General features: G+C 36.2%; 13 protein-coding genes and 1 rRNA gene. All 14 read left to right on the top strand.

Annotation, left to right across the window (positions count from 1 at the left end; genetic code table 11):
• The first annotated feature begins 1 nt into the window (after window position 1).
• The 14 genes from rrf to truA all read left to right on the top strand — a co-directional run bounded on the left by rrf (window position 2) and on the right by truA (window position 12,825).
• A 5S ribosomal RNA gene (gene rrf / locus ABMA76_RS00005) occupies window positions 2-118 on the top strand.
• A gap of 151 nt (window positions 119-269) precedes the next feature.
• Window positions 270-2,723, top strand: a complete 2,454-nt coding sequence (locus ABMA76_RS00010; RefSeq protein ID WP_392910738.1) for a DNA translocase FtsK — start codon at window positions 270-272, stop codon at window positions 2,721-2,723.
• Between the two features lie 186 nt (window positions 2,724-2,909).
• Complete coding sequence (gene rpsB / locus ABMA76_RS00015; protein ID WP_021268438.1) at window positions 2,910-3,689, top strand: 30S ribosomal protein S2; 780 nt, start codon at window positions 2,910-2,912, stop codon at window positions 3,687-3,689.
• Between the two features lie 26 nt (window positions 3,690-3,715).
• On the top strand, window positions 3,716-4,600 hold the full coding sequence (gene tsf, locus ABMA76_RS00020) for a translation elongation factor Ts (RefSeq protein WP_392910736.1): 885 nt from the start codon (window positions 3,716-3,718) through the stop codon (window positions 4,598-4,600).
• Between the two features lie 78 nt (window positions 4,601-4,678).
• On the top strand, window positions 4,679-5,386 hold the full coding sequence (gene pyrH, locus ABMA76_RS00025) for a UMP kinase (protein ID WP_021268728.1): 708 nt from the start codon (window positions 4,679-4,681) through the stop codon (window positions 5,384-5,386).
• Between the two features lie 17 nt (window positions 5,387-5,403).
• Window positions 5,404-5,961, top strand: coding sequence for a ribosome recycling factor (frr, locus tag ABMA76_RS00030; RefSeq protein WP_392910734.1), 558 nt, complete (start codon window positions 5,404-5,406; stop codon window positions 5,959-5,961).
• Window positions 5,962-5,979: 18 nt separating this feature from the next.
• The gene (uppS, locus tag ABMA76_RS00035) at window positions 5,980-6,732 is read left to right on the top strand and encodes a polyprenyl diphosphate synthase (protein WP_392910744.1); all 753 of its coding nucleotides are present in this window, start codon (window positions 5,980-5,982) and stop codon (window positions 6,730-6,732) included.
• An 11-nt stretch (window positions 6,733-6,743) separates the two neighbouring features.
• Window positions 6,744-7,562, top strand: coding sequence for a phosphatidate cytidylyltransferase (locus tag ABMA76_RS00040; RefSeq protein ID WP_392910732.1), 819 nt, complete (start codon window positions 6,744-6,746; stop codon window positions 7,560-7,562).
• A gap of 8 nt (window positions 7,563-7,570) precedes the next feature.
• Window positions 7,571-9,121 carry an RIP metalloprotease RseP gene (rseP, locus tag ABMA76_RS00045; protein WP_392910730.1) on the top strand — a complete coding sequence of 517 codons (1,551 nt, stop codon included), beginning with the start codon at window positions 7,571-7,573 and terminating at the stop codon, window positions 9,119-9,121.
• Complete coding sequence (locus ABMA76_RS00050; protein WP_392910729.1) at window positions 9,121-9,717, top strand: hypothetical protein; 597 nt, start codon at window positions 9,121-9,123, stop codon at window positions 9,715-9,717. The genes rseP and ABMA76_RS00050 overlap by 1 nt, the downstream gene beginning before the upstream one ends.
• A gap of 177 nt (window positions 9,718-9,894) precedes the next feature.
• Window positions 9,895-10,341: a hypothetical protein gene (locus tag ABMA76_RS00055; protein ID WP_392910727.1), complete on the top strand. Its 447-nt coding sequence runs from the start codon at window positions 9,895-9,897 to the stop codon at window positions 10,339-10,341.
• A gap of 13 nt (window positions 10,342-10,354) precedes the next feature.
• Complete coding sequence (pssA, locus tag ABMA76_RS00060) at window positions 10,355-11,116, top strand: CDP-diacylglycerol--serine O-phosphatidyltransferase (protein WP_392910724.1); 762 nt, start codon at window positions 10,355-10,357, stop codon at window positions 11,114-11,116.
• A complete protein-coding gene (locus ABMA76_RS00065) occupies window positions 11,097-12,074 on the top strand; it encodes a hypothetical protein (RefSeq protein ID WP_393060525.1) in 978 nt (325 codons plus the stop codon). The genes pssA and ABMA76_RS00065 overlap by 20 nt, the downstream gene beginning before the upstream one ends.
• Window positions 12,061-12,825: a tRNA pseudouridine(38-40) synthase TruA gene (truA, locus tag ABMA76_RS00070; protein ID WP_392910721.1), complete on the top strand. Its 765-nt coding sequence runs from the start codon at window positions 12,061-12,063 to the stop codon at window positions 12,823-12,825. Before ABMA76_RS00065 ends, truA begins: the two co-directional genes overlap by 14 nt.
• The last annotated feature ends 49 nt before the right edge of the window (window positions 12,826-12,874 follow it).

Here is a 12,874-nt window from a genome sequence, read left to right on the forward strand (position 1 = left end):
TTGGTGTGTCGATAGCGGCGGGGAAACACCTGATACCATCCCGAACTCAGCAGTTAAGCCCGCTTGCGCCGAAGGTATTGCCAGGGTAACTTGGTGTGAGACTAGGAAGATGCACCTTCTATATAAAAAGCCAGATCTTAGGATCTGGCTTTTTTTGTTTGTGGCCATAAAATTTCTATACTAGCTTCTGTTTTTCTTTTTATCTTGCTTCTAGAGGGGTTTACGGCCTTTTCTTTTGCCTTTACTTACATTTCATATACAATAGAAGTATGAAGAAAAATATCCTTAAAACTCAACTAGTTATCCTATTTATCTTAACATTATTCTCTTTTATCTCGTTTTACTTTGGAAATGATTTACCGGATAATTACTTCACAATTACATCTGGTAATTCTGGTAACATTTTTAGTTATTATTTCTTCTCAATGGTTAAATTTGGTTCTTACTTTAGTGGGCCCTGGATTTTGATTCCATTTTTTGTATTTTCGTTATGTCATACATTTATTTATGACAAACGTGAGTATATGGTTGATGTTTTAAATTTTTTCCCTCTAGTTTTCTTTTTTGGAGCTATATCATTTTTCTTTTTTCAAGATGCACTAGGGATCGGTTTACAATATATTCTAAAGAATGCTTTTACTTCACTTTGGTTAGGTATTTATACATGTGTAGCCTTTGGTCTTTTTCTTTTTGGTACGTTTAGAGGTGGCTTTAAAGAAAGTATAATTAAAGCTTTCAACTTTACTAAGGCCGTACCAAGAAAGGCCGTTGAAGCCAAACAGGCTCTTGCTGCACCATTTGAAAAGAAAAAGCCAGTTGCTCAGATTGAGCACGATAATAGTCTTCGTAAAAGAATGGATAGTATTCTTAAAGATGATAAGAAAGAAGATGAAGATAAAAAGGAAAGTTCTTTATTTGCTTCACTTAATAAGATTAAACCGCAAAATATCTTAAAGTCTAAGAGTAATATTGAAGAAAATTCAGTTGTTGAAACGGATAATGACGAAGATATTGAAGATGCTGTAATTAAACCACAGCTTACACGTCCTTCTTTTGATGAGTCAAATACAGTTGTTCGTAGTGTACAACAAAGTTCTGAAGATTCTGAAGCTAGTAATACTTCTAGTAATCAAGTAGAAGAAGGTACTGAGAGAGAGCCACAGGTTAAAAAGATTCTTGTGACAGCTCCTCTTAATCGTATGGCCGATACATCTACTGATAATCAATACTTTAATATTGTTGATACTGCTACTGAAGCAACAATTGAGAAGGTTTCTAATGAACCTGACAAGGCTTATTTCGAACAAATCATTACTCTCTTAGAATCAAAACTTACAGAGTTTAAAATTGAAGGGGAAATTGTAAACGTTCTAAAAGGTCCTGTTGTAGATACTTTTGAGTTTAGACCTGGTGCTGGTGTTAAAGTTTCTAAGATTGCTGGTCTTGCCGATGATCTATCTTTAGCTCTATATGGTGCTCCTATACGTGTCGTTCCAGCAATGATGGGTAAGGATACTGTGGGTGTTGAGGTACCAAGAAATCCTCGTGATATTATATATTTAGATGAAGTATTGAGTTCTAAAGAGTTTCAAAATGCTAAGTATTCACTTCCAATCGCTATGGGGAAGAATGCATTTGGTGAATCTTTTGTTATTGATCTCGCGACATGTCCACACATGCTAGTTGCAGGGGCAACTGGTGCTGGTAAATCGGTATTTATTAACTCACTACTCGTTTCACTCCTTGTTAAGAAATCACCTAAGAAAATGAAGTTAATTCTTATTGACCCTAAGCAACTCGAGATGGCGCTTTATGCGAAGCTTCCGCATCTGCTAATGCCTGTTGTAACTGATGCAAAAACTGCTTCAATTGCGCTTCTTTGGGCCTGTCAGGAAATGGATCGTCGTTATGGAATTCTTGCGGACTTTGGTGTTCGTAATATTTCTGGTTTCAATGAAAAGCTTAAGAGAGCTACTCCTGAAATGCTTGCTAAGATTCACCATCATTATGAAGACACAACTGCTGAAGATTATGAGCTACCATATATTGTAATTATTGTTGATGAATTTGCTGACCTTGTATTAACTAAAGCAGGGAAAGAAATCGAAAATAATATTGCTCGTATCGCTGCTAAGGCCCGTGCCGCTGGAATTCACCTTGTTCTTGCAACACAAAGACCTTCAGTAGATGTAATTACAGGTGTTATTAAATCTAACTTCCCAACACGTGTTGCCTTTAGGGTTTCTTCTCGTACCGACTCGAGTACAATTCTTGATAAAATTGGTGCTGAAAGACTGCTTGGAAAAGGGGATATGCTTTATAAACATGGTATTAACACTCAACGTGTTCACTCTTCATATGTTGATGAAGTTGAGATCGAAGCCTTGACTCAGAAATTAGAAGCCTTGGAGTCTGGTTTCGATGAAAAGGCAATGGAATTTCTTGAGAATGGTGGAGAAGTAGAAACTGATGAATACTCATATGGTTCACATATCACTCCTGCATCTTCATCGAATTCTGGTGATGCTCTATATGATGAAGCCGTTAAAGTGGTTATGGAATCTCGCTCAGCGTCAGCTTCTATGTTGCAGAGAAGACTAAGAATCGGTTACAACCGAGCAGCAAATCTTATTGAGGAGCTTGAAAAACGCGGGGTCGTAGGTCCTGCTCAAGGAGCTAAGCCGCGTCGCGTTTTAGTTGATGGAAACTCACCAACACTATAATTAAAAAGGCCCTTTCTTTCGGTAAGTTAGGGCCAATAATTCCTCTAAAAATATTACAAAAAAATATTGAATCCGCAGTGTCATCGTGTTAAAAATGCACCATCGCAATATCGCGAAATAAACAGCTGCTCGAAGGGTTGGTCCATTCGGTTCGAGTTAGTGTATTCAACCAACTGTGGAGTTCGTATGTCAGAATTAAACATTAATGATCTTTTAAAAGCAGGTGCACACTTTGGTCACCAGACTCACAAGTGGAATCCAAAAATGAAGCCATATGTATTTGGTGAAAGAAACGGGATCTATATTGTTGACCTTGCTAAAACTATTCCTTTAGCAAAAAAAGCTTATGACTTCCTAAAGAAGACTTCTTCTGAAGGTAAGCCAATTCTTTTCGTAGCTACAAAAAGACAAGCTTCTGAAACTGTTAAGACTGCTGCTAAGTCATGTGGTGCATATTATGTAACTAACAGATGGCTAGGTGGGATGCTTACAAACTACAAAACAATCAACCTTTCAATCGATAAGCTAAGAAAAGTTGAGAAAATGAAAGAAACAGGTGACTTTGAGTTACTAACTAAGAAAGAAAGAATCAAAGTTGGTAAAGAAGTTGAAAAGCTAGAAAAAAACCTTGGTGGTATCAAGGATATGAGAAAGCTTCCAGGTGCAATCGTTGTTGTTGATCCAAACAATGAAAGAATTGCTGTAAAAGAAGCTAACAAACTAGGTATCCCTGTTGTTGCAATCGTTGATACTAACTGTGATCCAGAAGGTGTTGACTACGTTGTTCCAGGTAACGACGATGCAATCAAGTCGATCACTCTTTTCTCTGATTACTTCGCAGGTGCTATCGCAGGTAGCGCAAGCAAAGCTAAAGCAGCTGGTAACCAAGTTACTGATAAAGCTCTAGAAGAAGAAATTCTTTCTAAGTATGAAAAAGACATCGATTTAGCTGGTGAAGAAGAATAATTAATAAATAATTAGCGAGGTAAAAAATGGCTATTACGGCAAGTGCTGTTAAAGAATTAAGAGAAAAAACTGGTGCAGGTATGATGGACTGTAAGAAAGCTCTTACAGAAACTAATGGTGACCTAGAGGCAGCAGTAGATTTCCTAAGAACTAAAGGTCTAGCAAAAGCTGCTAAGAAAGCAAGCCGTGTTGCTGCTGAAGGTACAGTTGTATCTGTAGTAGAAGGTAGCAAGGGTGTTATTCTTGAAGTTAACTGTGAAACTGACTTTGTTGCTAAAGGTGACGATTTCCAAGGTTTCGCAAGTAATGTTGCTGCTTGGACTCTTTCAAATAAGCCAGCTTCTATTGAAGAACTTAAAGATGCTAAGAATGCTGAAACAACTGAACTTACTATGAAATGTGGTGAGAAAATCGATCTAAGAAGATTTGCTGCAGTTGAAACAACAGGTGTTCTTGGTTCATATAACCACGGTGGAAAAATTGGTGTTCTAGTTGAGCTAGGAACTGATAAGACTGATGCTCCAGAAGTTGCGGAACTTGCAAAAGATATCGCAATGCACGTTGCAGCGGCTAACCCATCTTTCTTAACTTCAGATGATATTGATGAAGATTACAAAAAGAGAGAAGAAGAAGTTTACCGTGCACAACTTAAAGAAGAAGGTAAACCTGAAAACATGATCGATCAGATCGTTAAAGGTAAACTTGGAAAACTTGCTAAAGAAGTATGTCTTGTTGAGCAAGTATTCATTAAGAACCCAGACTTTACTATCAAGAAGCTTGTTGCTGACGTAGCTGGTAAAGTTGGTGGTGATATTACTGTAAAAGCTTTCCATAAAATCAATCTTGGTGAAGGGATTGAGAAGAAAGAAGACAACTTAGCTGAAGAAGTTGCTAAGATGACTCAACAGTAAAATTAATTACTAAATATAAGAAAGGGCTTTTTTAAGCCCTTTTTTTTTGCAATTTGATTGTAGTGTTATTGGGGACATATGAAATATAAAAGAATCTTATTAAAACTTTCAGGTGAGGCTTTAGCTGGCGAGGCCGGTTATGGTGTAACTCACGATGTTCTTAACCAAATTTCTGAAGAGGTTAAAGAACTTGTAGCAATGGGTGTAGAAGTTGCTATTGTTGTAGGTGGTGGAAATATTCACCGTGGTGTAGCGGGAGCGACAAGAGGTATGGATCGTACTTCTTCAGATCATATGGGGATGTTGGCGACTGTCATAAATGCACTTGCGATGCAAGATTCACTTGAGCAAAAAGGTGTATTTACGAGAGTAATGTCGGCTATTAACATGCAAGAGGTATGTGAGCCATATATCAGACGTCGTGCTGAGAGACACCTTGAAAAGAAGCGTGTCGTTATCTTCGCAGCAGGTACAGGAAATCCTTACTTTACGACAGATACGGCAGCTGCCCTAAGAGCAAATGAAATTGACGCACAGGTAATTTTTAAAGCGACAAAAGTTGACGGAATCTATGATAAAGATCCTATGAAATATGATGACGCAGTCAAGTTTGATCAATTAAAATATATCGACGTATTAAATAAGGGAATCAAGGTAATGGATTCTGCTGCTATCTCACTTTGTATGGATAATGAGATGGAAATTGTGGTATTTAATATGTTTGAAAAAGGTAATATTGCAAAGGCCGTAGCAGGCGAGAGCATTGGAACTAAAGTAATTAAATAATTAATAAGAGGTATATTATGATTAATGAAATTAAATCATCATTAGAAACTGGTATGTCAAAGTCAATTGATTCTCTAAAACATCAATTAACAAAAATTAGAACTGGTCGTGCATCAGCTTCTGTATTAGATGGCGTTACTGTGGACTACTATGGTTCTCCAACTCCTGTTAACCAGGTTGGACAGGTTTCAACTCCTGAAGCGAGACTTCTTCAAATTCAACCATTTGATAAAACTCTTATCAGTGAAATTGAAAAATCAATCATCAATGCAAACTTAGGTCTTAATCCATCAAATGATGGTAACTTAATTAGAATTGCATTTCCTGCGCTAACTGAGCAAACAAGAAAAGAGCAGGTTAAAGAAATCAAAAAAATTGGTGAAGACAGTAAAATTGCAATTCGTAACATTCGTCGTGATGGTAACGAAGTTGTGAAAAAAGCTGAAAAAGCTAAAGAGATTTCTGAAGATGATTCTAAGAAGTATCAAACTGAAATTCAGACTGTAACAGATAAGTATACTAAACAAGTAGACGAGATCATTGCAGCAAAAGAGAAAGAGCTTCTAACTCTTTAATCTTTATTTGAATAAATGATGAACTTTCAAACGTCTAAATTAAAACATGTTGCAATTATAATGGATGGCAATGGGCGCTGGGCACAGAACCGCGCTCATCGTCGTGTGTGGGGACATGTACGTGGAAGTTCTGTTGTTAGTGATGTTGTAGAAAAAGCTGACGACATGGGAATTAAGGCCCTGACGCTTTATGCGTTCTCTACTGAGAACTGGGGCCGCCCGCCTTCTGAAATTAGAACTCTCTTTCTTCTTTTAAAGAAATTTCTTATTAAAGAAAGAGCTAAAGTTTTAAAAAATAATATTAAGTTTAATATTATTGGTGATATTTCAAAACTTCCTAAAGATACAATTGAAATTATCAATCGACTAAAAGAAGAGTCGAAGGATAATACTGGTTTAAAGCTGACTTTCGCATTTGGTTATGGTGGACGCGCTGAAATTATTAGCGCTGTAAATAAATTAATCGCTGAAGATATTGAAGTTACTGAGGAGAATATTTCTCAGGCCCTTCACGCCCCTGAGTTAGGTGATGTTGACCTAATGATTAGAACTGGGGGAGATCAAAGAATCTCAAACTTTCTATTATGGCAAATTGCATACGGTGAATTATATTTCACGGAAACGATGTGGCCAAATTTCACATGTAAAGAATTTGAAAATATTATTTATGAAGTCGAGAAACGTGAAAGACGTTTTGGGCAAGTTTGTGAAACGGAATCATTAGCTGCTTCTAAAAATAAGATTAGAAAGAATATTAGATTAATAAATTAAACGGAATTAAAATGACAAATACTCAAAAAAGAGTCCTATCTGCCATTGTAATGATAGGTATCGTCGCATTAGCATATTCTATTGGTGTTGTTGGTATTGAAGCACTCCTTATCGTTGTTAGTGCAGCTTGCTTCTATGAATTCGCAAAGAATTTTCTCTCTCTTAAAGTAACAGGTATTTTCACACTCGTTAATTTTGTTCTTTTGCTTGGAATTCAGTTCTGGGCAATGAACAACAACCACGTATTTGATGGGCTTCTTATTCCTTCAATAGGTTGTTTATTAAACCTTGTTCTAATAGGCTACTTGTTCATTTCTCCAATGGAGTCGATGAATTTTGTTAACCTTTTAAAAAGAGTAACAATTTTAAGCATGGTAATATTTTTGATTCCATTTCTTAATCTTCATTCACTTCTTAATCATGCTAATTGGCAAGCTCTTGTAATTATTCTACTAGTATTTAACTTTGGTATGGATACTGGTGCTTGGTTTTTTGGTAAGAACTTTGGAAAGACGAAATTGTGGGCAACGGTGAGCCCTAATAAGACTGTTGAAGGTTTAATTGGTGGAGCCGCAACATCTGGCCTATTAGGAACTTTAGTATGGTATTATTTAATAGGTGATTTTGCGGTAAAATATGTACTGATCTTTTTTATTTTAGGTATTTTGAGTCAAGTCGGTGACCTGATTCAGTCTAAGTTGAAAAGACAAATAGGTGTAAAGGATAGCTCGAACTTGATTCCTGGACATGGTGGGGTTTACGATCGAATCGATAGTCTTCTCTTTGTTATACCGTTTTACACACTATTGTTGAGTTATAAGATTTTATAAGGGTTAGTATGTTAGAGAAAATTGTTATATTTATTTTATTTTTAGGTCCACTCGTATTTTTTCATGAGCTAGGACATTTCTTGTTTGCAAGACTCTTTGGTGTAAGGGTTGAAGTTTTTTCAATTGGTTTTGGTCCAAAACTGTTTAGATGGAAAAAAGGTGACACAGAGTACGCTATCTCTTTAATTCCACTTGGTGGATATGTGAAGATGTTTGGAGATGACCCATTCAACAAAGATGGTATTTCTGAAGAAGAAAAGAAATTTTCTTTTATTCATAAGAAAAAATGGCAAAGGTTTTGGATTGTTTTTGGTGGTCCTCTTGCTAACTTTATTCTTGCTTTCTTTATCTTCTTTGCTCTTTTCTTAACTGGTGAAAAAGTTCCAGAAATTAAGATTGGAAATGTGGCCAAAGAGACACGCTTTTATAAATTAGGTTTTAGAAGTGGTGATATTGTTAATAAAGTAAATGAACATCTTGTAACTTCTCCAAGTGATATCGTGCTGGAGAGTGATGGCCATATTAGTTCTTTAACTGTTGAGCGCCTTGGCCGAAAAGAAGTTGTGAAAGTTGATATGAAGCCAGAACAATTCTTTGAAGAAATGGTAAAATATCCGCCATTTTTACTTCTGCCAATTGTTAAATCAGCAGATGGTAATCTATTTATTGTTTCTAAAGGTAGTAAACCAAATACTGACTATAGCTTAGAAGAATTGGCCATTGAGGCAGGACACCTCGATCTATTTCCTGTGAAATCTATCGATACTGAAACAAGTCAGCCAATATTTGATAAGGAAGCTAAGGCCGTTGCACACTTAGATGTAACGAATGGTCTTAAGCACGCTCTTTTTACAAATAATTACTTTCCTATGGACTTAGTTGTTAAGAGTGTTCAAATGAAGTCTCCTGCAGATAAAGCAGGTCTTTTGGCCGGGGATATTATTACTTCGGTAAATGAAAAAGAAGTTAATTCATTTGATGAGCTTAGAGGTGAAATCCAAGAAAATGAAGGTCAAGCTTCACTAAAAGTTATTAGAAAGGGTGAGACTAAAGAGTTTAATATTACTCCTGACGTTAGAACTGAAAGTGGTAAAACTGTTAAGTTAATTGGTGTTTATAGCCATGGTATTTATGCCGCTGGTAAATATGTTACAACTGAGCCAATGAATTTCTTCAAAGCAATTCCAAGAAGTTTATACCGTACATGGGATGGCGTTGTTAAAACATTTGAAGGCTTTAAAAAACTTATCACAGCAGAAGTTTCATTAAAGAATATTGGTGGGCCACTTACAATTGGAAAAGTTGCTTCCGACTCTTTCAATACTTCAATTTCATATTTTTTCCAGTTGATGGCCTTAATTTCTATCAACCTAGGTGTTATTAATTTATTCCCAATTCCGGTATTAGATGGTGGGCATATAGTTTTTCTTATTTTAGAAGCAATTAACGGTGGACCATTATCAAGAAGAAAGCTTGAGATTGCTCAGCAATTTGGTCTTTCTATTCTTTTACTATTAATGATTGGGGCGTTGTTTAACGATTTTACGCGATTCTTCTAATGATATACTTATTTATTGATACATCACATCTTCTCCACTTTGGAATATTAGACGAGAACTTCTCTTGGGTTGAAGATGTCGTTGTTGAAACAAAGAAGACTTCTGAAGTTCTTCATGAAAATATTCATGCTCTACTTTCAAAGCATGGGCTTGATGTGAGTAATATTAAAGGTCTTATCTCAATTGCTGGCCCAGGTTCTTATACTGGTATGAGAGTAGGTGAAGGGCTTGCACAAGTTTTTGAACTAGATGATATTGAAGTTTTCTCTTTTTATAGCTCTGATATTCCAAGTATTCTTGGACAGGACTCGACTCACTGGATGTTTCCGGCATTTAAGAAAGAGTATTATATTCGTACAAATGATGAGGAGAAGCTTCTAACGCAAGCTGAATTCGAAGCGTTTTGCTCGGGTATTGTGGATAAGTCACAATTATATACTCATGGTGCAAATGAGCTTTCAGAGCATTGTGAAGGGGATACTCGAGAGGTGCTTCGTAAGAATCCAGCACCGATTTTTAGCAAGGTTGTAAGTGAAAGAATGAGGCAGAGGCCTTATTATTTTCGACCACTTCACGTCGAATTTAAAAAGTCTTAGTATGACATGTCAGTTGAATATTGATAAATTATTAAAGTGAAAATATTTTATCTATCTAAGTCCACAATCAACTTTATTATAGTAGTAGCATTTCTATTATTACTATTATTCGGCTTTTATTTATTTTCAATTTACTTTGTTATTGTAGCTGTATTTCTATTCCTGTTTAGAAGGAAATTGAGCTCCTTTAAAGAAGATCAGGTAACAACTCGTGGATCGATCTATTCTCCAGTATCAGGGAAAGTTGTTGGTATTAATAAAATATCGAAGAACGTTTCAGAACTATCAATTAGAATGGGACTATTGAGCGGATATGGGATATATTTACCAATTTCGGCGAGAGTAAATAACGTCATTTTTAATGATAAGGACTTTGGAACAAAAGTTATTCTAGAAGACTCTAACGATAGAAAGATTAGACTATTTTTTATAAATTCATTTTTTAAACGTGACCCAGAGCTAATTGTGTTGCCAGGGGACCTTGGAAGAAGACAAGTTGATATTGGCTTCTATCCACTTGGTGCTACGGTAAAGATGCAAGTCGAAAACTCTGAACTCCTCGTGGCCATGAATGAAAAGGTTAGGGGCGGAGAAACAATCGTAGGTCGCTATATAGAAGAATAAGAAGGAAATTCAAATGACAAGATATGACGGACAACCACATAAGCTAACTTTTTTCTTACCGAATGTTTTTACAGCATTGAATATGGGATGTGGATTTGCCTCAATTATTATGGCAACAAAGGGTATGTTCTACCCTGCTTGTATGATTCTGCTACTGGGTGCAATCTTTGATAGCGTAGATGGAAGAATTGCTCGTCTTACTGGGACTCAGTCTCAATTTGGTGAACAATTTGACTCTATAAGTGATGTTATCTCTTTTGGTATGGCACCGGCTTTAATTATTTACTTTAAGTATTTTCAAAACCTTGGTAGGCCAGGAATTGTTATTTCGTTCTTATACCTACTATGTGGCGCACTAAGGCTCGCTAGATTTAATGCAAATATTAATAAGGTTCCATCTAATTACTTCCAAGGTCTTCCAATTCCAGGAGGGGCCTTAGCGATTATTGGCTTTATTATGGTGACACTAGAGTTTAACTTTGGTGAGTATCAGAGTTACTACGCAGCTGCATATGTGATTTTTTATTCCCTACTAATGATCTCAAATATTCCGTTTAATTCATTTAAAAACTCGGATTATGTAAGAAAAAATCGCCGCAAGGTACTTGCGATGATTCTTCTCATTCTAGTATTAATCCTTATTTACGAGCAACTGATGATTTTTGTGCTGATTACTGCCTATGTTGTCGGATGTTTAGTGTATAATATTTTTAGTAAGGATACTAAAGTTGAATTATTCGACTGGGAAGAAAAAGATGAAGAAAGCGAATCTTAAAAACCTCTTTATTTGTACGCTATTAGTTTCAAGTACAAATGTTTTTTCTATAGACTTTAATCAGCCTCTGCCTGGAGAGTTAGATCTAAAAGATTCTCCGTACGAAAATGATCAAGGTTCTAATGATAGTGAAGAGGATAAGAATTCGATTCCAGATATCTTTGGTTCAACACCTCAGCAGTACACAGATGAAGAGCTTAAAAATGCTGTAATGAATTCACAAGATAAAGAGTGGTTGAAAACGGCCACTGATGAAGATTCAATCTTAAGAGACCCAAGTCCAAATTCATATGTTGAGTATAAAACTGAAGATCTACTAAAAGATGTTTATCAGAAAGCAGATACTCAAATTGGTTTTACATATATCTATGATACTTATGACTACTCAGATAGTACTGGGACTTTTGAATCAACATTTCAAAACGATAACTCTGAAGCTGACTCTATTCAAGCAGGTTATCTTACATTCAATTATAGAAATTATTTTCAAAGAAATATTGTCTCGACATTCTTTCAGGGAAACCTTGGACTTTCATTTAACTCTGGAAAGGGGAAGTTTGGAGGCGGAACAATTTCACGAACAACATTTAATCTATGGTTGTTTCCAATTGATTTAAATCTTGGTGCGATGTTAAACCTTGGAAAGAAGATTTCAATTACAGCTCAAGGTGGGCCAGTAATTGCTCCTATTTGGCAAAATAGAGATGATCGTGAACAAGGTGATGACGATAAAGATATTCGTCAAGTAGGTTATGGATATAACGCTTCAGCTTCGATTGATTTTTCGATTTATAATATTTTTCCAAATTTCGGAATGGATTTAAAGAAGTTCAGTGACATTAGTGAAATGAGTATTAGTCTTATGGCCAAGACAATGGATATTTCAGGATTTAAAAGAGAAGACTTTAGCGTGAGCGGAGTTTCTTTTGGTATAGGCTTTAACTTTGAGTATCTATAAAGTTACTTTTTCATACGATGGAACGAATTACTTTGGATGGCAGAAGCAAATTGGTCAGCAAAGTATTCAGGGTGAAATTGAAAAAGTTCTAAAACAATTATCAAAGTCTGATGATATACAAGTTGTTGGTTGCGGAAGAACTGATACAGGTGTTCATGCAATTTTTCAGGTTACTCGAATAACTCTTCCCATAGACATTAATCCAAATGCCCTTATGCGCGGACTTAATAGTCAGTTACCGGATGCAATAAAAGTTGTGGGCTCAGAGTATGCACCAGATGACTTTCAACCGGTCTTTAACGCGAAGAGTAAGACCTATCGTTACATATTCTCAGTTAAAAAACAGCCCAACCCCTTCTTGAGAAATTATGTGACCTACCTAGGCAAAGATTTGGACTTGGCCAAGCTGAATGAAGCATGTCAGCTATTTATCGGCGAGCATGACTTTGAAGGTTTCTCAACTAAGGGAACGCCGGTTAAGTCGACAACTCGAAAAGTGACCAACTGTAGTGTCTTTGAAAGTGAAATGAACTATGGGCCAGGACTTAAAGAAAATGTCTTTATCATGGAGATAACTGGTAATGGCTTCTTGAAGCAGATGGTTCGCTTAATTGTTTCAAGTATCTGGTCGTATGCTCAAGGAAAGATTTCAAGAGAAGTTATTGTGGGGCAATTGACTAGTCCAAGTGTTGAAAAGGTTGCTCCGACGGCACCACCACAGGGCCTATTTTTGGTTAAGGTTGAGTATTAGGCTAATTGAAACCCCTTATATTCATTGACTTTTTGCCATATTCTAGCTA

The organism is Halobacteriovorax sp. ZH5_bin.2 (assembly GCF_043196375.1).
GTDB lineage: Bacteria > Bdellovibrionota > Bacteriovoracia > Bacteriovoracales > Bacteriovoracaceae > Halobacteriovorax_A.